Source organism: Luteibacter sp. 1214 (genome assembly GCF_031455395.1).
GTDB classification, from domain to species: Bacteria; Pseudomonadota; Gammaproteobacteria; order Xanthomonadales; family Rhodanobacteraceae; genus Luteibacter; species Luteibacter mycovicinus.
In genome coordinates this window covers 24119-48948 of the sequence record NZ_JAVDSQ010000014.1, presented here as the reverse complement: position 1 = coordinate 48948, position 24830 = coordinate 24119, and the positions used below count along the sequence as shown (strand labels likewise).

Below are 24830 nucleotides of genomic sequence, written 5' to 3'. Positions count from 1 at the left end.
CTTACTTGATGACGCCGCACGCGATGCGCGCACCACCGCCGCCCAGCGGTTCCGGCTGGTCGGCGTAGTTGTCGCCACCGGCGTGGATCATCAGCGCATGGCCCTTCAGCGTCGCCAGCGTCTTGAGGTGCGGCGCGGTTACCGGCGTGGTGTCGGTACCATCGGCGGCAATCTCGATGCGCGGCAGGTCGCCCTCATGGCCCATGGCATCCGGACCTTCGTGCTTGCCGGTCTTCGCCGGGTCGAAGTGACCACCGGCAGCGAGCGCGGCGCCCTTCTTGCCGTCCTTCTCGCCCGGGTCGCAGCTGGCCTTCTCGTGCAGATGGAATCCATGCGTACCCGGCGGCAGGCCCTTGAGGTCCGGCGTGAACACGAGACCGCCGGCGCTTTCGGTCACGGTCACCTTGCCGACGGACGCGCCCGCGCCATCGGCGGTCACGGCGGTCAGCGGTACCACCACACTCTTCTCGGCAGCCTGAGCGGCGGCACAGACGAACAGGCCAGCGGCCACGATTGCGATCTTTCTCATCATGCACTCCTGTGGAATCGAGGTAACCCCGGGATACTGCACCCGGCGTAGACGGCACGTCCATAACCCACAGGCGACAGGCTTCCCGCTGCGGACGCCGCGAAGCAGCTGTCCCTATCTGCCAAACATCCGTGCCTTATCCGCCTCATCCAGCGCACGCCACTCACCGGAAGGCAGCCCGTCCAGCGACAGTCCACCCAGCGTCGTACGCTCGAGCGTCACCACGTGATTGCCCACCGCCGCGAACATCCGCCGCACCTGGTGATAACGGCCTTCCGTCAGCGTCAGACGCACATGACGCGGCCCCAGCACCTCCAGCGTCGCCGGAAGCAGCGGTTCGGTTTCCCCGTCCAGCATCAACGTGCCGGCGGCGAACGTATCGCCCTCGTCGCCACGCAGATCCTCGGCCAGCGTCGCTTCGTACACCTTGGCCAGCGAGGCCTTCGGCGAAATGATCCGGTGCAGCAGCGGACCGTCATCGGTGAACAGCAGCAGGCCCGACGTCTCCCGATCGAGGCGGCCGACCGTCGACAGTACCGGATTGCGCAACGCGAAGCGGGGTGGCAGCAGGTCGTAGACCAGGCGGCCGACGTCCTTGCGCGAGCAGGTATAGCCGCTGGGTTTGTTGAGCATCAACAGCAGGCCCTGCGGCGGGTCCAGCGGTTCGCCGTCGAAGCGCACGTCGGCGTGTTCGACCTTATCGTCGGCGTAGAGCACCTCACCCGCGGGATCGGTGACCAGACCTTCGCGGAACATGGATGCGACTTGCTTGCGGCTGCCATAGCCTAGATTCGCCAACAGGCGGACGAGCTTCATCGACGGGGCTCCTGTGCTTCGATGACCTTGAAGCCGTCGCGTTCGACGACCGTGCGGACGCGGGCGAATGCCGCGTCGAGTGCCGCCTCGTAAGCGAGGTGGCGATTGGCGACCATCCAGAACCGGCCGGTCGGCGCCAGCGCGCTGGCGGCGGTGGCGATGAAGGCGCGGCCGAGTTCCGGCTGGTCCGCGCGTCCCTGATGGAACGGCGGGTTGGAAAGAATGGTGTCGTACCCGGTATCGATGCCGTGGGTCACATCGGCCCACCGCACCGACGTGGCGATGCGGCGATTCGCGTGGGCGACCGCTTCGGCGAGGTTGGCCGTGGCGGGGGCGATGGCGCGACCTTCCGCTTCGTAGAGATCGGCGGCGACGATGCCCGGGCAACGCGCGATCGCCGCGCAGGCGAGATAGCCGAAGCCCGCACCAAGGTCGGCCAGGCGACCATGCAGGTCATCCGGCAGCACCTCGGCGAGCAGCGCGGACGCCGTGTCGATCCGATCCCAGGCGAACAGCCCGCGGCGGCTCATGAAGCGACCTTCTTCGATCGTTTGTGGCGCATCGAAGGCGAGCCATTGCTCCATCAACGCGATGTCGGGCTCGACGCCCGCGCGAGTCCAGAACACCCGGCATTTGTGCTTGGACAGCTGACGGACACCGCCGGCCAACGCGGCGAGATCGGCCTCGGCCGTTCTGGCGCCTTCGCTGTTAGGCACACTGGCCACGACGATGCCGTCGCGTCCCACGCGACACATGGCCTGTGCGAACAGGGCCCGGCTCTCTTCGCGCTGACGGGTCGGCAGGATCATCACGACACGGAACGCGCCCTCCGGCGGGTCGGAGACGACCTCGAAGCCGGAGCGCGCCAGCGCATCGGCCGCAGGCTTGAACGATTGCTGCATCACCCAGCCGGGACGGCGCCGCTCGCGGAGGACGAAGCCGTCGCGCGCACGCAGGAACAGGACGCGCCCATCGGCCGGCCACGCCAGTTCACCCGTGATGAACGGGACGAACAGGGCGTCGAGTGCGGCTTCGGATGCGGTTCCGGCGGACAACGCCACGGACCTCGGTGCGACGGGATGGCCGCCGATTCTAGCGCGAGCGAGCCCTGATCAGCTGCTGCACGAGAGCATCGAGCAGCCCACGCGGTCGCGCGCCCAGTCGGGACGGCGGCCGGCGAGGTGGTCGCGGCCGGGCTGTTCGTCGTACGGCCGACGCAGTGTGTCGAGCAATTCATGGACGCCGGCGTAGTCGCCCTGCTCCGCCCGGTCGATCGCCTGCTGGGCGAGATAGTTGCGCAGCACGTAGCGCGGGTTGCTGGCATGCATCAGCGCCAGGCGCTCGCCCGGTGTGGCTTCGTCGTCCTTTACGCGCGCCGCGTAACGGGTCAGCCAGGTCGCCAGGGCGTCGCTCACCGTCACGCGGGCCGCCTCGGTATAGAACGCGGCGCCTACCGTGCCGACGGCGGGTTCATCGAGATCGAGCGCCGCCAGGTCGCGGAAGAAGATCGTCATGTCCATCTCGCCCGCGGTCAGCAGGCCGCGCAGGTCGGCGACCAGCGTGTCGTCGCCCTCGCGCGTGCTGGCAAGGCCGAGCTTGCCGACCGAGAACGCGGCGTCGGTGGCCTCGAAGACCTCCACGTAGCGGTCCAGCCCGGCCTGAAGGGCCTCGGTCCCATCGAACAGGGGCGCCAGGGCCTGGGCCAGACGCTGCAGGTTCCAGTACGCGACCCGCGGCTGGTGGCCGAAGCGGTAGCGGCGGTTGGCACGGTCGGTGGTGTTGGGTGTCCAGTCGGGGTCGAAGTTGTCCACCCAGCCGTAAGGACCGTAGTCGATCGTCAGGCCCAGAATCGACAGGTTGTCGGTGTTCATCACGCCATGGACGAAGCCCACGCGCATCCAGTGAGCCATGAGCTTCGCCGTGCGCTCGCAGACCTCGCCGAAGAAGGCGCCGTAGCGCCCGGCGTCGGGCAGCCCGGCGAACGCGGGGAAATGCGTGCGGATGGTGAAGTCGACCAGCTGGCGCAGGAGTGCCACGTCGTTCCGCGAGGTCGGCAGCTCGTACGAGCCAAAACGCAGGAAGGACGGAGCCACCCGGCAGACGATGGCGCCCGGCTCGAGCGCGGGATGGCCGTCGTACATGACGTCGCGGAGCACCTCGTCACCGGTCACCACCAGCGACAGTGCCCGGGTGGTCGGCACGCCCAGGTGGTACATGGCTTCGCTGCAGAGGAACTCGCGGATGGACGAGCGAAGCACGGCACGACCATCCGCGCCACGCGAATACGGCGTACGACCCGCGCCCTTCAGCTGGAGCTCCTGGCGGCCGTCGTGGGCCGTCACGACCTCGCCCAGTCCGATCGCGCGTCCGTCGCCCAGCTGGCCGGCCCAGTGACCGAACTGATGGCCGCCATAGGCCATGGCATAGCCCTGCATGCCCGGGAGTAGTGCGTTGCCGCTGAACACCCCGGCGAAGTCCGCGGCGTCCGGATCGATACCCAGCATCGCGGCCACTTCGTCCGACACGGCGACCACGCGCGGGGCCGCCACCGGTGTGGGCGCCACCCATGAATAGGCGGCGCCCTCCACCTGCCGCGGAGCGTTCAGCGACGAGGGGTCGGCCGGCAACTCACGGACGAAGGCGTTGTCGAAGCGGAGGTCTGTCATCGGCGGTGAGGGGTCATGCGTTTGGGGATCTCTGAAATATCCGGCCGGACCGGCGCGAAACAAGGCACCCGTCAGTGTTCCGCCATCGGTCGCCACAATAACTTGCCGACTCGTGCAAACTAGCGCCCCCGACCACCCCGCCCTGGATGTCATGCGTCCGATCCGCACCCTGGCCAGCCTGCTCAGCGTCACCCTGGCCACCGCCGCGGGTGCCGAGCCCGTGGCCGTGCCGCGAAGTGACAAGACACTCGTCGAGATCGTCAACGCGACCATGGGCACCCTGCCGAACGCCGTCGACGCCCTGTCGCGCAAATTGCCCGGCGGCCTGCACGCCACCGCCGACGCGCCGCCGCAGATCGTCCGCAGCCAGCCCTTCGTGACCCGCGACGGTTACCGCGTCAGCGCCTTCGAGGCGCGTGGCTTCAACGAAGGCGGCGACGTGCCGATGGTCCGCTTCACGTCGATCCAGCTCGAGCAGCGTCCCTGCTTCGCCCACGCCGAGGTGGCCGGGAGTTTCCATGCCACGGCATCGGAAACGAACCTGCCGACGGCGCCATCCATGCTTCCCAACCGGTACACCGTGCTGCAGATGCCCTGGGGCCGGCTGTCCTTCGGGACATCGCAGGAAAGCGGCGGCTGCGTCATCGCCATCGTCGGCGACGCGACGGGCGGCGCCATGGGTGCGCGCATGCCGCTGCCGCTGCCCCAGCCGACGAGCATGCCCGGCATGCCCGACCTGCGGCGCACGTGGCCGATGCCGGCCGACGCCTATCCCGCCGATACGGCGCTGCCGGTCGAAGGCAGCAACTGAGCCACGCGTTCGATACGATCCTCGGGCACGCCCGGGGAAAACAGATAACCCTGCAGCTCGTCGCACCCCGCCTCGCACAGGAAGGCCCGCTGCTGCTCGGTCTCCACGCCCTCGGCGACCACGCGTAAACCGAGCGCCGCGCCGAGGTTGGACACCGCACGCACGATGGCGGCCGAGTCTTCCGCCGTCGGCGCCATCTGCACGAACGAGCGGTCGATCTTGACCTTGTCGACGTCGAGGTCCTTCAGCAGCGTCAGGCTGGAGTAGCCGGTGCCGAAGTCGTCCAGCGAGACACGCACGCCGACACGGCGCAATTGCTTGAGAAGGCGCACCGCCATGCCGTCCGCGTTGACGATGGCCGTCTCGGTGATCTCCAGTTCGAGACGGCTCGGCGGCAAGCCGGTCCTCTTCAGCACACCCAGCACCATGTCGGCAAAGCCATCGTCGCGCAACTGCACGGCGCTGACGTTTACCGCGACGAAGAGATCGTCCACCCCTACCACGCGCGCGCACGCCGTGCGCAGCACCCATTCGCCCAACCGGTCGATCAACCCGGTTTCCTCGGCTACGGGAATGAACTGCACCGGCGGGATCACACCGAGACGCGGATGCCGCCAGCGCGCCAGCGCTTCCAGACCGATGATCTTGCCGTCGCTCGCACGCACGATCGGCTGGTAGTGGCAGCTGAGGCCTTCGCCCGTGACCAGCGCGTCGTCGAGCAACCGCTCTACGTCGCGGCGATGGGCCAGTGCCGCATCGAGCTCGTCGTTGTAGAGCACGTAGCGGTTGCGCCGCTTCTTCGCTTCATACAGCGCACTGTCCGCCTTGCGCGCCAGTTCGCCGCCGGCGACGGCGCTCGCGTCGACGGTGATGACACCGACGGAGGTACCGACGAACGCCGTGGTCGACAGCACGCCAAAGGGCCTGCCCGCCAGTTTGACGAAGCTTGCCGCCATCGTCTCCGCATCGAAATCGTCCCGCTCCTCCACGAGCACGGCAAACTCATCGCCGCCGATGCGTGCGACCGTATCCGCCGCATCGACCACCTCACGCAGACGCTTGCCGAACTGGATCAGCAGCTCGTCGCCGGCGAGGTGGCCCCAGGTGTCGTTGACCTTCTTGAACCCGTCGAGGTCGAGGTAGAACAACACCGAACGCGCGCCACCCGAAGCCGCCATCGCGATGGCGGCTTCGATGCGGCTGAACAGCGCCGTGCGATTGGACAAACCGGTCAGCGCGTCGTGGCAGGCCAGCCAGCGCACATAGGCTTCGGATTCACGCAGATCGCTGATGTCGGTCACCGAGGCGAGGATATGCGGCTCACCGTCCAGATCGATGCAGGTCTTGCGGGTGATCAGCGTTCGCACTCTCCCGTGCGGATCGGTCACCGATTCTTCCGACTCGACCACCTCGTGGCTGCGCAATACCGACTCGTCCCCCGCGGCCATGCGCGCCGCCTGCTCCGGAGGAAACAGTTCATCGTCGGTCCGGCCGATGACATCATCGATAGTCAGACCGAAATAGGTGCAACCCATGCGGTTGACCAGTACCCAGCGATGTTCGGCATCGCGCACGAACATCGCCGTGGGCATCAATTCAAGCACGGTCGACCAGCCCGCCAGATCGTATTGCACCGATTCCCCTCCCGATGAGCACGTGGACGAAAAATGAGACGCCGTCCGTGATGCCCGTGTGTCGGGAACCTCAGGACGCCTTCAGGGGCGCTTCGTCAGCGGCCGCAGCGATTCGAACTTGCGCTGGTACTCGTCCGTGACCTGTTTCGCCTCGTCGCCGTTGGTGATGACGCGCGGCGTGATCAGCACGATCAGCTCGGTACGATCGCGGCTGCGGGTCGTTGAGCCGAACAATCGGCCGAAAACGGGTATTCGGTTGAGTCCGGGGATGCCGGTATCGGTGGTCGCATCGTTCTGCTTGATGAGGCCACCGAGCAAGACCGTCTGGCCGCTCTGCACGGCGACCTGGGTGGCGACCTCGCGCTGCTGGATGGGGAAGTTGCCCGTCGTGGTGTCGACCACGCCTGGCGAACTCACGACCTGGTTCACGTTGAGGTAGACCAGGCCACCGGGATTGACGCGCGGTCGCACATTGAGGATCACGCCGGTGTCCTTGTACTCGACCTGGCCGATCGTGTTATCCGTATTGGCCGTGGTGTTGACGTAGGTCTGCGTGATCGGAATCTGGTCGCCGACCTCGATGTGCGCCTTCTGGTTGTTCAGCACCACCAGCGACGGCGCGGACAGAACCTTGGTATTGCCGTTCTGCTCCATCGCATGCAGCGCGACGGAAACGTTGTTGTTGACGAATGAGTAGAAGAAGCTGTCGTTGGTCGAGTTGTACGACGCTCCGCCGTTGCCCAGTGCCCACTGCTGCTTGTTGCCCGGCTGCGTGGGCGACCCGTTGGTGGTACCGACCAGACCCTCCAGATACCACTGCACGCCGAACTGGAACTCGCCCTTGAGTTCGACCTCGAGAATGCGCGTTTCGATCTGCACCTGCAGCGGCACGGCGTCGAGACGCTTGATCGCCTGCTCGATCTCGGCCCATTGCGCGGGACGGCAGCGCACCATGATCTGGTTGTTGGCGTCGACGGAGGTGATGCGCACGCCGTCGTCGGTGGTGATGGTGGAATGGCTCTTCCCCGCCCCGCCGTCCGACGGTGACGAGCCGGAGTCGCCGAGGCCGCTCACGGACATCCCGCTGCCAACGCTACCGCCAGGGCCGTTCGTCGCCGATGTGCCCGAACCGAGAGCGCTCGTGCCCGTCGATGAAGAGCCGCCGTTACCGAACGAACCCGTCGTGCTGCCGAGAGCCGAGCCACCGCGATTGCCCAGATCGCTGTCGCCGCCGCCGAGCGTGCCCGGGGAAAGGCCCGGCCCGACCCTGCCACCGCGGTCGCCGGAGCCGCCGCCCTTCGAGCCGCCGCCGTAGATGTCCGAAAGATAGTCCGCCATGTCGGCGGCCTGCACGTTGCGCACGTCGTACACGTAGAGCTGCGGCTCGTTGCCGCCGCCGTGATCGATGCGATCGATCCAGCTGCGCACTTCGTCGAGGTAAGCGGGCTGCGGACTGATCACCACCAGCGAGTTGGTGCGCTCGATAGGGATGAAGCGAAGCAGGCCCGCCATGGGCGTGTTGCCTTTCTCGCCGAAGATCGCATCGAGCTGCGGCTGCAGCTCCTTCACCTGCGCACGCTGCAGACTGAACACGCCCACCGACATGCCACGCAACCAGTCGACGTCGAACGTCGCCACGGTGCGCTGATAGTTGTCGAGCTCGGTGGGCGTGCCCGCCATCACGATGACGTTGCGGGTGGGATCGGCCAGCAGCGTGGCATCGGGCCGTGCAAACGGTTTGATCAGCTTCTGCATCTCCGTCGCGGAGATGAAGTGCAGCGGGAACAGACGCGCCTGCAATCCACCGGGCGGTGCGTTGGCGCCGATACTCGGCACGAGATTCCCGGCGACGGCATCCTTCGCCGGCATCACGACGTAACGGCCGTTACTGTGCACCAGCGCGTTACCGGTCCACGACAGCAGCGTCTCGAGGATCGGCAGCGCCTGTTCGGCGGTAACCGGCTGGGAGGTCGAGAAGGACACGTTGCCCTGCACGCCGGGGGTGATCGAATAGTTCTCGTGCAGCAGGTCCCCGAGGATGGCTTTCACCACGGACTCGACCGGCTGGTTCTCGAAATTGAACGTGACCGTGCCGGTGCCCTGGTCGACCGGCTTCGGTGTCGCAAGTCCTGACGATTTGACGAATTCGCCGGTGCCGGTGGTGATCTGGGGCTGCGAGATCGCCGGTCTCGTCGGGTTGGTCGAGGCAAGGATGCGTGGACCCGGTACCGGGAGCTCGGTGCCTGCCAGAGCTTCGCGTTGCAGCGCGCCGTCGTCCCTGGGTTGCGGCAGCGTCGAACAGCCCGCCAGCGCGACCGCCAGCGCCGTCGCGCCGATCGTAAGAAAACGTGTCATGCGAAAACCATCGTGGGCATCGAGTTCTGCGAGAGTGGCGGGTGCGTGTTGCCGCGTAGTGACGTGGGCGCTCCGGGCACACTAGTGCAAGCCGGCGATTCAGGGAAGCGACGGACCGCGAATCGAAAGACGCCGCGCTGAACACGAAATGATGGTCGACCTTTCTTATCGATGAACACGGAATGGAGTGCAACGCCTTCGTCGGCCATTCAGTCAGGAGCCCCCGTCATAGTCTGCGCTCAGCTCATGCCAGCGCACGACGCGGTAAGCCTGCGGGTCTCCGGGGTCGCTTTTCTGGAGCAACGTGACTTCCAGCGTCACCTTGACGCCGCCTTCCACCTGCGCGCTGGCGACGATCGTCACCGCCGGACCGTTCTGGAAGGCAACCCGGCCCAGGACGCGATTCGGGATGGCCGGCAGCACTGCCTCATCGTCCGTGGTCCGCGCCTTCAGCGCATCGGCGTAGGCTTCGCAAGTCACCCGATCCGCCCCGGTCAGAGCCATCAGCACCGGCACCGGCGCATGCGCCAGATTGGTTTCATCGAGAGACCATAGCGTGAACAGCGGGAGCAGCTTCTTCACCAGGCCCGGATCCAGGCCAGGCACCCGCCAAAGCTCCTCGAGGCTGGAGAAGCCGCCGCGCTCCAGCAACGAGTCCGTGACCTGACCGCCCGTGCCCCACGCGACGATGGCCAGCTTCGCCTTGCGTGCCTGCTCAGGGGCCAGCCCGACGGCCCGCAACACGTTTTCGATCACTTCAGGCGTAGCACGGTTGAGGTTGATCTTCCCTGCTTCATCCTGGATCGTCACCGTCACGCGCGTACGTCCCTCCCGAAGGCTGTAGAGCGTACCGTCCGCCTTCCAGCGCAGCGCGTCATCCGTGGCACGGAGCCGGTACGCCGCCTGCGCGATCGCGCCTTCGGCCGCATAACGCGCCACGACGCTCTGCGACTGCCCCCTGGCCTGAATACCCTCCACGCGAGCGCTGGTCGCAAGCGCGCCAAGCGTGATCGCCGCCAGGGTGCAACCCCAGAGCACGATCAATAACGCGATGCCCGCCTGACGTCTTGTCGCCTTCAGCGCAGCGGCGGTCATGGCGGAGACACGCTGCCGAACTGCCCCGCGCGGTCGAGCGCGTCGAGCCGGGACAGACCCTCGCGGACGTTGGTCGCTGCCGGGTCCATCCGCAGCGGCACGACCAGCACGGGCCAGCTGATGCCACCGCGCAAGGTCAGTTCGACGCCGACCATCGTCGGCAACCTGTCGGTGTACGGCCAGGACGAGGCCCAGGCCACCGCGTGACGGTCGTCGTCCACGCCGCTGTACACGAACCGCCCCGACACGACGTGATCCATCAGCACCTCCGGCGCGTCCGGTACCATCCGCGCTCCTCCACGGGTCGGCAGGCCCGCAAACGCCACCTCGAGCCGCCACTCACCCTCCTTCTCGATCAGCGACAGCGCCTGAACCTGCAATCCGCTTCGGGCGAGGTAGCCCGGGCCGGGGGCAACGAACGTCAGCGCGTGCTCCTCGCCCTTGAACGCTACAGGGCGCCGTGCTTTGCCGCGTTCGAAGGGGTATGCCAGCGCACCCGACAGCGAAGCCCTCACGTAACCCTGAGCCGCACGTACTTCGTTCACCCGTTGCGTTTTCGTCATGCTCGCCTGCGTCGATTTCGTAATGACCTGAAGCGCGGCCATGACGCCGAGCAGGAGCAACGCCAGCAAGGCCAGCGCACCCAGCGTCTCCATCAGACTGAACCCGCGGGAGATGCGCCCCTTAACCACTCGCCGCGGCCTCCTTCGCTGGCGGCGTCGCCATACGCATCGACACCAGCCGCGAGGTCGCGAACGTGGCCTTTGCCGGCTTGCCGTCTTCACTCCATTCCACGGTCAACTCCACGTGGTAGAGATGGAGGGGGTCGCTCGTCGGCAGCGTCGTCGAGTCGGCCAGCGTTTCCACTTTCATCGACCATCGGTATGTCGCGTCGAACTTTCCCGTATGCAGGCCTTCGGCGGGAAACTCGGTGACGAATATCCGATCGAGCAGCCCGCTCGCCCACATGGACGCCTGGGTGTAATCGTTGGCGCGCGTGCTGAGCGCCATCGACGCGCTCGTGGCGTGCATCAACGCACCGAAGCAGATCGCCAACAACAGCATCGCCGCCAGCGTTTCGAGCAGACTGAAACCACGATTGCGTCGACCTCGCATGCGAGCTCCTCCGTCGTTAGCTTAGGGCGTGACCGATGTCGCTTCGATGACCGTCCGCACCAAGAAAGAAGGGCTCCGAAGAGCCCCTCCCGTTCATCCCTGAATCGTTTTTATAGCTGAGCGATCAGTTGATGCAGCTGTTGACGCGGTCGGCGAGCGACGGCGCACCCGACGTGACGGTCGGATTGATGTAGGCATAACCGGTGCCATCGGCCGTGCCCGCACCGTTGCCGATGGTGGTCACGGACGAACGGAGCGCGGTGTTGTACGGCGAACCGATCAGGGAGCGCACGGCGGCGACGTCGGCGCCGTTACCCGCGTTGTTGGCGATCAGGTACGACACCGCGAGGAGCGAGTAACGCGTGGTGTTGGTCGCGTACAGCGCCGGCTCGACGATGTTCAGGCACTGCGTCACCGGGGTGTAGCCCGACGCGGTCACCGGCGCCGTGACCGGGCGACCGGTCGTGGCGTTGGCTCCGGTGATCACGCGCTCGCTCGACACGGCGAGCGAGAGGTCGTTCGGGAGGTCTTCGTACGGGTCGAAATGATTGACCTTGGCGACTTTGACGTTGGCCGAGGGAGCGGCCTTGAGGTTGGCGGCTTCGGCGTACGTGATCGTACCCGCGGTGGTGTTGACCGCGTTCACCACGCCCGGGTTACCCGACGCGCCCACCCAGCCGAAGCTTGCCGGCGTGCCAAACTGGCTGACCACCGTCGCGAACGACTGGTCGGCGATGAAGTGAGCGGTGGCCGAACCACCGCACACGGCGGCAAGATGGTTGGCGAGCGAGAAGCTCGTACCGCTGCCGTCGCTGCGATACACGACGTTGATCGCGCCGGTCGCGGTCGGATCGAGCTGCGACCACTGGGTGATGGTGTGGTTGAAGATGCCGCATACCTGCGCTTCGGTCAGGTCGAGCGTGACACCCGGCTTGTTGTAAGCGATGGCGATCGAACCGATCACCGCGGGGAACTGCACCGGCTGATGACCGGCGGCACTCTTGTTGCCAGCCCGGTACCAGTCGAACTCCGACTGGGAGAACGGAGCATCGCTACCGACGAAATGCGGGTCGATAGCGGCGGACGACGACGCACCGAAGCCTTCGGTAGCCGAAGCCGCGCCCGTGCAGGGATTCGTGCCGCTGTAGACGGTGGTCACCGGGTTGCTGTCGGCGTGATCGAAGATCTTCTTGCCGCCGCCGCTGCCGGTCTGGCAATACGAAGTCGCGTTGCCCGTGCCCTTGCCCGCGCCGAACAGCGAGGTCGAGAGGATGTTGTTCTGGCCGCCCGTCGTGTTGTTGGACAGCTTGGTGTTGGTGGAGGTCAGGAAGCCGAAGCCGACATAAGCGCCGGCCGGCAGCGTGGCGCCACCGCCATAGACATTCGTGGCCATCGCCGAACCGGAAGCCAGGCCCAGGGCCAGCAGCACGGCGCCCGCGATGAACTTCGTGCGGGTGTTCCCCATAGCATTACGCTTGAACATGGTGTTACCCCTAGTCGATAGACCTCCTTGTGGAGGCCTGATCAGCATCCGCCGATAACTTGGCGCGGCAGTGACGCTATGGTGTCGTCTTACATGCCAGAACGATGACCGCGTTGACGTCGAAGGCTGTTCACACGATGGATGACAACCGGAATGACAGAACGCGCATTTCCATGCCGATAACGCGCCATTTGGGATAGCCATCCAGAACGACCGGCCGCCATCACGGCGGCCGGTCGCATACAACCGTTACTGTCGTGAAACGCGCGCGCGTTCCGCCTGCGTCAGGCCGTCGCCGGCATGGCCGACGCTGCGCACCACCTGCACGGGACTGCCCGTGTCGTAACCGCCGCGCGGCGCACCGTCGATGCTCGCGCTCGGGTCGTTGCCCAGCACCTGTACGGAGATGGTGGAAGGCATCCGGTCACGCGCATCGGACTGTTGCTGGCGTGCCACATCTTCCGCCGCCTTCGTCGCCGCGCTGGCCGCCGAGCTCGCGGCATTGAGTGCGCTCACATTGACGGCCTGCACGACGGGCAGGCCGACCGCGTCGCCCTTCACCTGAACGTTATCGGCGTTCGCGACGTGCGCGGCGGCGATGACCAGATTGCCCGCGACACGGATACCCGCGTCACCGGCGTCGACGGTGCCGCGCGGGGCCATCAGGTAGGCATTGCCCGCAGGTGCGCCGGGCGTGGTCTGCAGCGTGGCGATACCCGCGCCGCTGACCTGACCGGATGGATCCTGCGCGCACCAGCCATCCAGCGTGCACAGGTAATTCGCTGGCGGGATTTCACTGCTGGTCTTGGCACCCTTGCCGGCGTTGATGTCGCCGTTCGAGCTCCAGATCGTCACATCACCTCCTTGCTCAGTGAAGATACGGCTCTGCGCCAGCAACGTACTGCCGTCGGCGAACATCGATATCGAACCGTCACGCAGCGTCAGGATGCCGAGCGTATTGGGACCGGCCAGCACCTTGCCGAGGTTGTCGACGATCGTCGGCGGCGCGGACACGCTGCCCAACAGTGCCTGGCCACCCGGTGCAAGGACCGAGACGTCGCCGCCGCGCTGCGTCTGAATCGTGCTGCCACGGATATCGAGGTCGCCGGTATGCACGAGTTGCTGCGCACCGTTGTCGCCGCCCCCGAGTCCGTTCGCGGTATATCCCAGCGATGCGGGGAACAACGTGTTCACCGCATCGTAGCCGCGCGCGTACTGTCCCGCGTACGGACTGTTCGCGTCGCCGTAGTCCCTGCCGACCTGGGCGAGTATCCGGGTGAAGGTCTTCCCGACGAATATGGACTGTGCTTCGACCGGAAGCTGCTGGAAGCGTGCCCATGCCTCGTCCACGGAATACACCGGTTGCGCGCCATCCTCCCGTCGCAGGCCGGCGTCGTAAGCTTCGACAAACGCCACGAGCGTCGCTGAGCCGTCGTCGAGTCCACCAGGCTTCACCGCGGAAGGATCGACGTAGCGCGCGATGAACGCAGCCCGGTCCAGTCCGGGGCCGACACCGTACATCGCATAGATCGATGCGCCTTCCGGCGGAAGATTCGGGTTGAAGACATTACCCACGGTGTCGATGCCGCTGATGACGCCTGTGTTGCCCGGAAGCGAAACCTTCAGGTACTTCGTGCGGACGAAGGGATCCAGTCCATAAAGCTCCGTCTGCGACGCGAGCCGGCCGAGATCGCGCCCGGCTTCGACCGTCAGGTACCCCGGACCGCCCTGGACGATGAGCGGAAAGAGCGCCGGCGCCACGTCCAGTGAGGGGGCCTGTGCGTCCAGCGGCGTATCGACGATATCGCGACCGGCCCGAACGACCGAAATATCCGAATCGCGGAGTTGCTGACCGACATAGGCAAGGTCGACGATGTCCCTGCCCGCCTGGATGCGGGCACTCTTGTTGGCCACGACGTACGCGCCACCGACACCGCCGCCGCTCCCGTTGACGATGTCACCGTCGAGGGCATAGACGCGGATCGGCTGATCGTCATTCGCGTGCCACGGCGATGCCGCATGCACGAACGACTGGAGTGCCTGGTCCGGCACGAAGCCGGTCACCAGATAGCCGCCCGTACGCACGTTGTTGGCGGGCGTCTGATCGGACGCGATCAGTGGCTCCAGATTGAGCGGCGACGCCATGGACGAAAGCGGCGCATCGATCAGGCCCCAGGCATATCGACTTGCGGCACCGAGCGCGGGCATGTCGAAGTGAACGCTGCCTTGCGCAAGCAAAGCCAGATTGCCATCGCTCGATGGGAACAGCTCACCGCTGGCGCGGAGGTTCAGATCGCCTTGCGCTGCGGTGAGGCTTACTGACGCGGGAAGGATGTCACCGGCGGTCTCCGTACCGAGGGACGAACCCGACACCAGGCCCGGCGTGAACAGACCCAACGGCGACGTCAGATCGCCGTAGCTGAGATCTCCGCTGCCGGCCATCACGTCCACACGCGAGGTGACCGAGTACGACTGTCCATCGGCGTGACCGACCGGCAACAGGTCGTCGATGGCGGCCGAATCCATCCAGGACGGATTGAAGATGCCGCCCAGGGCGACCGAGCCACCCGCTTGCACGGACAGCTGAGCGTCCTGCATGCCGAAGAGAGTCGATACGGGCATGCTGCCCGACGCGCCACCCGCGGTAAGGTACGGGAGCGAGAAATCGCTGCCGATGCGCCCGCCGGCACGGATGTCCCCCTCGCCCCGGGCGACGAAGTAGTTTCCGCTGAGGATGTCTCCGCCAGCTCGCACCGTCAGATCACCGCCACCGTAGGTATGCAGCGTCCGGGTGCCCGTCGCGTCAGTGTCGATGGCCCAGGTGGTAGGCAGAGACACCGATAACTGGCGGATGTCGCCACCGGCGGCGACGTCCACGTCGCCACCGACGCTCATCACGCCCTGACCGAAGCCGCCGAAGTTGATCGACGACTGCGTGGCGGTGTTGCCCGTTTGCATCCACTGCCACCAGTACTGCGCCGTGGGCGTTCCGACGGTGCCGGTCAGGTCGCCCGTCGTGTCCGTCGAGTCCTGTACACCGACGATGTCCCCGCCCGCGTGCAAAGACACGTGACCGCCGTTGTCGGAGTTGACCGGCCCGGTCACGACCAGTTCGGGCGTGGCCGACTCGATCAGTCCCGCCTGCGATGGCCTCAGGATGGACACGCCCGCGTTGGCCGTGGTGCCGGCGACCGGGGCCCCGGCCGTGTAGACCACGGCGGGCGCCCGCTCGTCGGTCCACCGGACATCGCCCGAGGCGACGATGTCGATATCGCCCGTGCCTGTGCGGATGGCGGTCGGTGCGGCCAGCACGCGCCCGGTGGTGGTGTCGGCGAAATCGGTGTGACCACCCAGCAAGACGTCGGCACTGCGACCGCCGGCAAGGCCGAGCGGGTTCGCGGAGGTGAGGTCCGCGCCAGCGACAAGGCGATAGGAACTGCTGGTACCGCCTGCCAGCGTCGCGCTGAGAATCGGCAGCGGATTGGTAGCCGAGGCGACCGGCGACGGCGAATTGTCGACCGGGGCACTGCGGTCGATCGGCTCGCCCGTGACCGGTGGCGGCGCCATCGGCACGAACGTATCCGGAACCTGGAAGGTGTTTGCGAAATCGCTTACCTCCGGCGAGGTCGCGGCAAGCAGATAGGTCCCGTAGGCTGGCACGTAGCTGACATACCGCGTGAGATTCGTCGGCACGGCGAGAGGTGTCGGCGCATTGTCGTAATGGGTTGTGTTGCCGCCGAATGCGATGCCGAAATTGATGACATCGACCGGCGTGAAGCCCGCGAGCTGATCGATGGGTTGCACCAGGTAATTGGCATAGGCGAAATATTCCATGTAGTAATCGGACTTCGCCTGCGCGTTGTCCGACACCAGATCGGCGGGCGCGCCGAAGAGGTCGCCCTCGAAACCGCCCAGGTTGACGACCTGCTGCCACGCCTGCTCAGCCTCGTCGTGAGTCCATTCGTGGTCGGGCGGCGCGGCACCGGACCCTCCGCCCGCGTTGCCTTGCTGGTAAAAGCCGTCGGTGATGCTGGCCCGTACGTCGAGGTTGTTCTCCGCTCTCAGGCTGAGCACCGGCGCCTGGCCGTCGTATCGGTAGGCGAGCTGCAACGTCCCGTCAGCGTCCTTCGTTCCGGCACCCAGGTTCCAGTTCGTGAGCACGCTGATGTCGCCGCCGTTCTTCGAGACGTCACCGTTGCGCAGCTCGATCCCCGGGCGAACCTTCAGTCCGGCAACGCTCGCGAGACGCGACCCGAACGTAAAGCCCGGCTGCTCGACGAAGCGCATGAGCGTCCCTGCCCCCTGCGCGGGGTCGCCGCCGATGTAACCGTAAAACCCGGTGTGACCGGTATCGGTGGCCGTCGGTGTGAAGCGGTATCGCGCCAGGTAATCTTCGACCTGCGCGTCGTTCGTGCGATCCGGGTCCGCCACGGCGGCTCCGCTGTCGTCGGTGAAGCTGCCGGCCACGAGGACGGGGCGTCCCGTGGCTGGATCGGACTCGAACCAACCGCCCGCGTCCACCAGACCGTCGAAGTGACGCGTCGGGTCCGTGGAGGCATCGCGGGTGTCCCAGACCGCGTAAGCCTCGAGTGTGGTGCCCGCCGTACGCGACGGATCGATGCCACCGGCGATGGTTACCGGCGTGTCGCCGCCTTCCAGCAGCGGTGCGCGCAGGTACAGGTGTCCGTTAGCCACGTCGCCGCGCTGATCGACCGTCGCGCCCGCGCCGATCCGGATGTGCCCTGCCGTCCCTGCTTGCACGACTTCATAACCATAGGTTGGGTCGAGATCGCCCGTACCGGTGCCCGAGGTGCCGAGGGTGATGTCCCCGCCGGTCCGGCCGGCAAGGGTGGCGTGCGTATCGAGCGTGCCGTCGATGTCGACCCCCTGTGCGCCGAACAGGTCGATAGCACCGCCGGCCTTGGCGGATGCGTCGACCGTGCCCGCGATGGAGACGTCACCGCCGTCGGCGGTGATCCCCACGAGGTGGGCACGCAGCAGGTGACCTGCGCTCAGCACGAGGTCGCCATTGCGCGTATGCACCGACACGGATCCGTCCAGCCCACCCGCGTCGGCGACCGACGCCAGGCCATCCAGATCGACCGGACCGAACGTGTCGACCGAGAGCACGCCTCCGAAGTAATTCGTGGCGGCGGTACCCAGCAGTTGTCCGGCGAACGATGCGGATCCGGCCGCAGCCGAAACGTTCAGCGTACCCGCATCTCCGCCGGCCACGTCACCGCTGACATCGATCCGCGACCCGGTGCGAGCGTCGACATTGCCGCGATCGGCCTCCAGGATGGCGGCACCGCCCGGCACATGCACGGAGACGTCGTTGAATGGCAGCGTCATACCGCCGACGTCGATCGTCGCGCCGTCCTCGAGCACGACGTCGCCCTGCGTCGCATGCAAGGTGACACGTCCGCCCGGGGCCAGAATGTCCGTGGCCAGATCCAGCGAGGCGGCCTGGAGCCCAAGCTTGCCGCCGGGCTGCCGGGTCGCCGCCGACGATCCGCCATCGCCCCGCAAGAGCATGGCACCGCGGGTGGTGACCCGATTGTCGGCACCGCTGTCCACGACGACACGCGGCGCGACCACGGTCGCCGCTGAACCGGCGAGGTCCAGCGTGCCCGTACCCGAGGCGAAAAAGCCGCCGGAAGCGTGGATATTCCACTGGCTGAAGCCCGCCGCGCGGATGATGCCGTCACCCAGGTGGAACTCGCGCGCGTTGACCTCGAGGCTTCCCGTTGCCGCACCTGTCGCAGGTGGCGCCGGCGCCGCACCGGTATCGTTGACGAGCGTGAAGCGATCCGCGTCGATCACCGCATGACCGCCGTCGCTTTCGATGGTCGGTGCGCTGAGCGTCAGTGCGTTCGCGCCCGCGTTCAATGCGATGTCGCCGTCGAGATCGAGGCCGCCGCGTCCACGCAGGGTCGTCTCGGCGCTGCTGGCGAGCTGGGCAAGGATACGCGGCCCGATCAGAAGGTGGCCCGCCTGGTCCTGAAGGGAAGGATCGGCGGCCACCAGACCGATGCGGCCTGCGGTGACATCGATCGCATGCGCGCTCAGGCCGGCATCCGTCGCCAGCTGCGTCAGGCCGGTCGCATCCATGCTCAGCGAGTTCGCCGAAACGATACTGGCGCCGCTGCCTATGACCAGGTCACCACCCGGCGTGCCGGCGGGACCGTCCAGGCCGGTGATGTTGGCGCGCGAGATGGGGGCCGCATCGAGACCCGAGACGCGTAGCAAGGCACCGTCCCCGCTGACACCGATCGCACCGTCCGCGGCCTGCTGTCCGATGAGCAGTGGCGCCGACGATGCGTCGGCGGTCGCCGTCGCGCGCAACAGGCTGCCATCGCCGAGGGTGACGGCGCCATTGCCCCGGGCCACCAGGATGATTTCACTGCCGGTCAGCGGATGGGCCGCATCGTTGGACAGCACCACATGGTCCGCAAGCACGCTGACGCGGTCGCCGTCGGCCGTACTCTCGCGCTTGCCGCCAATCAGGAGACTGCCGGCGCCCAGCGTCGACAGTTCGTCCGCCGAGATGTGCAGGTAACCGTCCAGTGCGGCCTGACCCTGGCCCAGGACCTGAATCGCCTCACCGGCGATATCCACCTGTGAGCCGCGTCCACCCATGGCAGGCGCGGCATCCAGCGTCGCTCCCAGCGAGAGTTCGCTGGACGCGGCGAGCGTCAGCCGCCCGGCGTCCGCGCCGAGGCGCGGCGCGACGTCACCGGCGCGCGCCGCCTTGTCGGCGAAGAACGTGTCCGCCGAGGTGACCGTGTATTCCGAGTACTGCCCCCATGTGGCGGCGGACTGGACGAGGAAGGAGCTTGCCCGGGCGTCGCGCGCACCGGTCAGCGTGTCGGTGAAATAACCGGAGACGACGTCGGTGCCGTCCGGCATGGTGACACTGCGTCCCGGAACCGCATCGCGCATGCCGGTGTCCTGTACGACGCGGTACGCGCCCGGCAGCGTCGCATAACGTGCGGGAAGCAAGGTGTATACGCCGTCCGCGAGACCCGGCACGCCCGAAAGATAGACGCCCTGGCCTACCGCGGGGCCCGCGTCGCCGCTCGCCTCAAATGCGGCGTCGTGTGCCGACAGCGGTGCGTCATAGCCCGGCACGACCGCATAGATCGCCCGGCCATCCGCGTACAGCGGCACCCGTGTCCCCTGCTGCGAGGTGGCGTAGCTGGTGTTGTACTGGGCAAGCACGTCACGCGATCCGCCCGTTCCTGGTACCCATTCGGTGGCCTGGACATATCCGCCGCCGGACAGGTCCACGTGGGCCCCGGCATCCAGCGAGACCGCGTTGCCCGCGATCGACAGGGACTTCTCGGGCGGACGCGCGACGACGGGTTCCGTCGCACTCGGGTTGCCGTCGTAGTGCCAGTCCTTCCCATCGACCGTTGTGCCGTACGGCACGACGGCGCCGCCCAGGGACACCGAGGTCACGCTACCGGCTGCCAGGCGGACGTCGCGCGTTACCGCCATCGGCATCGCCACCGTCACGCCCAGTGCCGCGAGCGTCGCCTGCGGATCGTCGGTACCCAGGGCCAGGGCGCCGGAAGGCGCCCAGATGGTGCCCTCCTGTCGAATGTGGTCCGCGTCCACGACCAGTGTTCCGCCCGCGGACAGCGGTGTCGTGTCGTCGGTCCTCGCAGCCTGATGGAAGGCCACGGTGGTGTCGGCGCTCGGGTTGCTCGCATCGACGAGGAATCGATAGTCCGTGGCGGGATAGACGCGCGTTCCGGTGAAGTCGAGGTCGCCGGTCGAGTAGAGCCAGCCCGCGACCGGCGCCGCCTGCGCATAAGCGTCCCTGGCCGGTGCCCAGAAACGGATATCGCCCGACGAGTTGAACGAGGCATGGTCGACACCCAGCAGGCTGATCCGTCCGCCGATGTCGATAAAGCCGGCGTCGACATCGAGCGTACCGCTGCCCGATGCCACCTGCGGCGCACCGCGCTGAGTGTGGCCCAGCAACGATACGTAAGGCGCGGCGAGCGTGACATGGCCACCTTCGGCCACGCCGTTGGACGCCGTGGGCAGCCGCGATCCGGCATCGATCGTGGTGATCGTGTTGGACACGACCTGCACGCTGTGTCCCGCGCGAAGGTTCACGTCGCCGGCGAAGACCAGCGCAAGCGGCGCGAGGCCCGTCTCATCGTCGCTCAGTCGGCGGCCGATGACGATGTCGTCGATACCGGAACCGCCGAGCCGGTCGGCCGCGAAACGCAGGTCGCCCCCGTCGCCCTGCCCCGGATCGGTCGGCGCGTACGGATCGCTTCCAGTGGGAACCCGCCAGCCGCTCTGTTCGATGATCAGTTCCGGCGGCGGCACGATCTGCCCGGTGAAGGGGAAGGTCGTGGAAAGGTTCAACTGCCCGCCGCGCGCTTCCGCGGCCCCGCCGTGCGCGTCGATACTCGCGTCGAAGTACAGCCCGACGCGGGACTCGATGCCGAGCGATCCGGCGTCACTCCAGACGGACGTGGCGATGTAGTCCGTCGAGGCGATGCCAGCCCGACGCCCGTCGACCGGCAGATCATAAGTATCGTGCGCACCCGACAGCAGCAGGCGTGCACCCTGCTCGGCCACGACGTTGCGGTCGGAAACCAGGCTGATGGCGCCGCCGTTCAGGACGACGCCATCCCGGCGCACGGATGGCAGGGCGACGAACGCGGGCAGCGGGCCGGCCGCCGGGTCCCGCAGCGATACGCCACTGACATCGACGATGCTGCGTGCGCCCAGCCAGAGCGAACGACCGGGCTCGTCGAGGTTGAACGAACCGCCGCCAATGTTGCGCAGCGAAATATCGCCACCGTGGGCGACAAGCGAACCGTCCACGACGACATGGTCGGTGCTGGAAAGCGCGATATTTCCTCCCGCGCCGACGGCGATGCTCGCACCATCGCCGACACTCACGGTTCCGGTGACCCCGCGCAGCGTCGCGCCGGCTCCCCAGGTCAGGAAGAAGCCCGCCTGGATCGCGATGCCGTCGTCGCTGTCCCGATGCGTGTAGCGCTGGTAGTCGTCGATATCGGCCACCGAGGCGACCGCGGCCTGACCGTCGCCGCCAAGCAAGGCCGTGTCGCCAGGCAGGAGCGTGAGAGCTCGTTCGTCCGCCACCATGTATTTCGGACGCACGTCGATATGCGCTTCTGGCGCAATGGTCGCATCGGTTTCCGCAAGCAGGCTGTATCGCGAGAAACCCATCGTGGAAAACATCGACGGGTCGAGATAAAGAAGCGACGCGTCCGGGCTGGGCGTGGCGTCCCCGCCGATCTGAATCTGCGGCGCACGTAGCGTGAGCGTGCCGCCGCCGGAAAACCCGTTGGCCACCAGCGTCCCGTCCATCGTGACCGCGCCGCCCATCAGGTCGTCGGGATGGCGCACGGAGTACACCGTGGCATTGCCGTCGGCATGCGTCTGGATGCTGACATCGCCACCTCGTCCGGCGGGCAAGCCGCCATCCATGGCAAGGAGCCCATCGGAGCCTACGTAGCCGCCGCCTGAGACGTCGACGACGCTCCCGCGCGCAAGCGTAATGTCAGCGGTAAGGTCCCTGCCGCCGTCCGCACCGCGCCACGTGGTCAGCGAAACGGAACCGCCATTGATCCAGGCATCGCCCTGCGCTTCGTCCGCACTCCTCGCAGCGTCATTGACGAACCGGCCGCTGGCATTCAGCCGGGCGCCGGCACCGAGACGGATGAACGTATCGGCGTTATCCGGGTTGTCGAAGCCCTGGCTGCGCGAAGTGAGATCGATGGTGCCGGCGCGCGCCGTGATCGTGCCCTTCAGGTCCAGTCCGAGAGCGGTGATATCGACCTCGCCGCCATCGGCGACCCCGAGGTTGGCGTCGTCCCTGAGCAATACGGTGCCCGGGGTGGAAAGACGCACCCGGCGGAAACCCGCGTTGTCGATCATGGCGGTGGAAAGTACGCGCCAGCGGAACGGGTTGGACGGATCGTCGGGATCGCCACCGAGCGGAGGGATGATGCTGTCGTCGTCGAATCCCGGAACGTAGCTCTGCAGAGGGACCCGGTCGCGTTGCACGACGTAATTCACGGTCTGGTTTACCGAGTACGATGACTGCGAGCCCAGGACGGCCAGGTCGACGGGGACGATGTCCAGGGTTCCTGCCAGTGGCTGCTTGCCAGCGCGGACCTGCTCGCGCCCCGCGTACGCGTGCGCGCTGATGTCGCCGTCGAGAATGAACGTGAGTGACTGGGAAGGAAGATCGCCCGTCAGACCGAACGACAATTCGCCCGCGTCGCCACCGCGGATGAATCCAGGATCCCAACGTCCCGCGTTGGCCAGCAACGGACTGGTAGTGAAGGTCTCGGCGACACCCCAGCGCGCATGTTCGCTCGTGTACACGCCCGCGAAGCCGGTGTACGCGACATCCGGGTCCGCGGAGGCCACGTCATACAGCAGGCCGTTGGCTCCTTGCAGGCGCGACGTGGAGACACAGCCAGGCAGGTAGTTGAGGAAACCGCCTTCCAGGCGCAGTTGCGCACCGGTGCGAATCACCGCATTCCGGTTGAACGCGATGTCACCGGACCGGATCATCAGCTCATCGACCGTGCGCGGCACGTTGTTGACATAGCCGGCCACGTTGAGAACCGGGCTACCCACCCAGTCCAGACCATCGGCACGAACGCCCGAAAGACCGCTGTCCACGGCGACGTTCTTCGCGGCGAAAAGGAAACTGCTTCGAAGCAGCGGGGAATCGGCCAGTTCGTTGAGCCCGATACGCGGAATGATGACCATCAATGCCGACATCGGCAGGGTCACGTTGGCCAGCCCCGAGACGTCGATCGTCGCACCGGAGTCCACATACGCGTCCTGGGTGAACGTCACCTTCCCGGAGGGCACTTCCATCAGGGCTCCCGGCTCCAACACCGCCGGCGTATTGATATTCACGCTTCCGGGGACGAATGCCTTATCCGCATCCGCGGATGACGAGGTGGTCTCTCCGTCTTTCTCAGGCAGGATCGTGGTGGTCGATCCGGCGCCAAAGGTTACCCGCGCCTTCGCCGGACCGCCGATGTTGTCGAAACTGAGACGGCCCGGGTGGCTCAGGCTGGTCGACGTCACCACCACGCCATCCTGTCGCATGTCGTTGCCGAACCACGAGACCGATCCGCGTCGAGCCTGGATGAGACCGGTATTCACGATCGTGGTGGGAGTGGTCGAGCCGACCACGTCCACGCCCGTCACAGGAAGCCTTCCGTTCGTCGCCGTCGAGGCCATCCGCAGCGACGAACTCGCTGCCAGGATCACCTGCCCGTCATCGGCGACGATCTGGCCGGCCTGGCCGACGTCATCGCTCGCGAGCATGACGTAGCCGTCCTTGCCGGAGGCGATCGTCGCGCCCTTCTGCACGGTGACCGACGAGCGGTTCGCCCGGGTTTCATCAGCGACGAGAAAGGCATTCACCGTACCCCCGGGACCAAGGATCAGCTCCGGGTCCTGCGTCGCGGCAATTCCGTACTTCATGAAGAACGCATTGCTCTTCGTCACGTCGTGGCTGAAGAGATCCATCGAACTCGCGATCAGCGAGTGCGTATTCACCTGCGAACCGCCGCCGAAAATGACCCCGTTTCGGTTGAGCAGATACACCGTCCCCTCTGCCTTGACCTGCCCGAGAATCTGACTCGGGTTACCTGTCGGATCGCTGATCCGGTTCAGCGCGATCCACTGGTTCGTCCCGTCGGTCCGGGTACCCCCGGTCTGGTCGAAATGCACCGTGGTGTTACGACCGACGTTGAACGTCTCCCAGGTCATGATCGCCTTGGGTGCGTTCTGCCTGATCTCGACGTCGGTCTGCCCTTGGGTTACCGACTGCGTCGGAGCATCGGCGTTCTGCCACAACGTCGGGTCGCTGAGCACATGGCGATCGACTTTAAGCCCGCCCGCGGCGATACCGTCAGGCACGTTCGACGCAACCTGTTGCGCCGCCTGCTGCGCACTCTTCTGCGCGGCCATCTGCGCCGCGACCGCCTGGGCCGCCGCGTCGAGGTTGGCGATGGATTGCTGCACACGCTGCTGCAGCATCACATTGCCGGGCGTGAAGACATTTCCGCCGTTGTTGCCCGCGCCGTTAGCCTGCGTGGGCGCGGGCGCCTGTGTCGAACCCGTCTGCTTCGCGGCCAGCCACGCCTGACTGAAAGGTGGCGGTGTCGCGGCGTGGGCCGCGCCACCGAACAGCGCCATGGCGATGAACCGGCACATGGCGTTGCGGCGGAAAAGCGGCCGCGCCCCGGTCGGCGCCGGGCGGCGGGAGTGGGAGGCATCGCGGGTACGTACGATCATGACA

At 66.7% G+C, this 24830-nt stretch carries 12 protein-coding genes; 1 reads left to right on the top strand and 11 read right to left on the bottom strand.

What is annotated here, in order from left to right; all coding sequences use genetic code 11:
- Nucleotide 1 precedes the first annotated feature (1 nt).
- The 4 genes from sodC to J2X57_RS19650 form a co-directional block, all read right to left on the bottom strand.
- Entirely contained in the window at nucleotides 2-529 is a 528-nt protein-coding gene (gene sodC / locus J2X57_RS19665; protein ID WP_036112562.1) for a superoxide dismutase family protein, read from the bottom strand.
- 114 nt (nucleotides 530-643) lie between these two features.
- Complete coding sequence (locus tag J2X57_RS19660) at nucleotides 644-1345, bottom strand: 16S rRNA pseudouridine(516) synthase (RefSeq protein ID WP_036112560.1); 702 nt, start codon at nucleotides 1343-1345, stop codon at nucleotides 644-646.
- Nucleotides 1342-2400 carry a methyltransferase gene (locus J2X57_RS19655; protein WP_309869661.1) on the bottom strand — a complete coding sequence of 353 codons (1059 nt, stop codon included), beginning with the start codon at nucleotides 2398-2400 and terminating at the stop codon, nucleotides 1342-1344. Before J2X57_RS19655 ends, J2X57_RS19660 begins: the two co-directional genes overlap by 4 nt.
- Nucleotides 2401-2457: 57 nt before the next feature.
- The gene (locus J2X57_RS19650) at nucleotides 2458-4011 is read right to left on the bottom strand and encodes a YdiU family protein (protein ID WP_309869658.1); all 1554 of its coding nucleotides are present in this window, start codon (nucleotides 4009-4011) and stop codon (nucleotides 2458-2460) included.
- 151 nt (nucleotides 4012-4162) lie between these two features.
- Between J2X57_RS19650 and J2X57_RS19645 the strand changes: the two genes are divergently transcribed.
- Complete coding sequence (locus J2X57_RS19645; protein ID WP_309869655.1) at nucleotides 4163-4822, top strand: hypothetical protein; 660 nt, start codon at nucleotides 4163-4165, stop codon at nucleotides 4820-4822.
- Here J2X57_RS19645 and J2X57_RS19640 read toward each other — a convergent pair.
- From J2X57_RS19640 to J2X57_RS19610, 7 genes are all read right to left on the bottom strand, one after another.
- Nucleotides 4780-6456, bottom strand: a complete 1677-nt coding sequence (locus J2X57_RS19640; RefSeq protein WP_309869652.1) for an EAL domain-containing protein — start codon at nucleotides 6454-6456, stop codon at nucleotides 4780-4782. The two genes, J2X57_RS19645 and J2X57_RS19640, sit on opposite strands and share 43 nt — an antisense overlap.
- Before the next feature lie 81 nt (nucleotides 6457-6537).
- Nucleotides 6538-8811 (bottom strand): type II secretion system secretin GspD, encoded by a 2274-nt coding sequence (gene gspD, locus J2X57_RS19635; protein ID WP_309869649.1) that lies wholly within the window; start codon nucleotides 8809-8811, stop codon nucleotides 6538-6540.
- Nucleotides 8812-9024: 213 nt separating this feature from the next.
- Nucleotides 9025-9906 (bottom strand): type II secretion system protein GspK, encoded by an 882-nt coding sequence (locus J2X57_RS19630; protein WP_309869646.1) that lies wholly within the window; start codon nucleotides 9904-9906, stop codon nucleotides 9025-9027.
- On the bottom strand, nucleotides 9903-10598 hold the full coding sequence (locus tag J2X57_RS19625; protein WP_309869644.1) for a hypothetical protein: 696 nt from the start codon (nucleotides 10596-10598) through the stop codon (nucleotides 9903-9905). Before J2X57_RS19625 ends, J2X57_RS19630 begins: the two co-directional genes overlap by 4 nt.
- Nucleotides 10591-11022, bottom strand: a complete 432-nt coding sequence (locus tag J2X57_RS19620; RefSeq protein ID WP_309869641.1) for a type II secretion system protein — start codon at nucleotides 11020-11022, stop codon at nucleotides 10591-10593. The genes J2X57_RS19625 and J2X57_RS19620 overlap by 8 nt, the downstream gene beginning before the upstream one ends.
- 124 nt (nucleotides 11023-11146) lie before the next feature.
- On the bottom strand, nucleotides 11147-12505 hold the full coding sequence (locus tag J2X57_RS19615) for a substrate-binding domain-containing protein (protein WP_309869638.1): 1359 nt from the start codon (nucleotides 12503-12505) through the stop codon (nucleotides 11147-11149).
- 249 nt (nucleotides 12506-12754) lie between these two features.
- Entirely contained in the window at nucleotides 12755-24826 is a 12072-nt protein-coding gene (locus J2X57_RS19610) for a filamentous haemagglutinin family protein (protein ID WP_309869635.1), read from the bottom strand.
- Nucleotides 24827-24830: the final 4 nt, after the last annotated feature.

What these genes read in the sequence shown, in the direction of transcription:
- J2X57_RS19645 (WP_309869655.1), top strand. Translation starts at nt 4,163, where the DNA reads ATGCGTCCGATCCGCACCCTGGCCAGCCTGCTCAGCGTCACCCTGGCC.
- J2X57_RS19610 (WP_309869635.1), bottom strand. Translation starts at nt 24,826, where the DNA reads ATGATCGTACGTACCCGCGATGCCTCCCACTCCCGCCGCCCGGCGCCG.
- gspD (WP_309869649.1), bottom strand. Translation starts at nt 8,811, where the DNA reads ATGACACGTTTTCTTACGATCGGCGCGACGGCGCTGGCGGTCGCGCTG.
- J2X57_RS19660 (WP_036112560.1), bottom strand. Translation starts at nt 1,345, where the DNA reads ATGAAGCTCGTCCGCCTGTTGGCGAATCTAGGCTATGGCAGCCGCAAG.
- J2X57_RS19615 (WP_309869638.1), bottom strand. Translation starts at nt 12,505, where the DNA reads ATGTTCAAGCGTAATGCTATGGGGAACACCCGCACGAAGTTCATCGCG.
- J2X57_RS19650 (WP_309869658.1), bottom strand. Translation starts at nt 4,011, where the DNA reads ATGACAGACCTCCGCTTCGACAACGCCTTCGTCCGTGAGTTGCCGGCC.
- J2X57_RS19620 (WP_309869641.1), bottom strand. Translation starts at nt 11,022, where the DNA reads ATGCGAGGTCGACGCAATCGTGGTTTCAGTCTGCTCGAAACGCTGGCG.
- sodC (WP_036112562.1), bottom strand. Translation starts at nt 529, where the DNA reads ATGAGAAAGATCGCAATCGTGGCCGCTGGCCTGTTCGTCTGTGCCGCC.
- J2X57_RS19630 (WP_309869646.1), bottom strand. Translation starts at nt 9,906, where the DNA reads ATGACCGCCGCTGCGCTGAAGGCGACAAGACGTCAGGCGGGCATCGCG.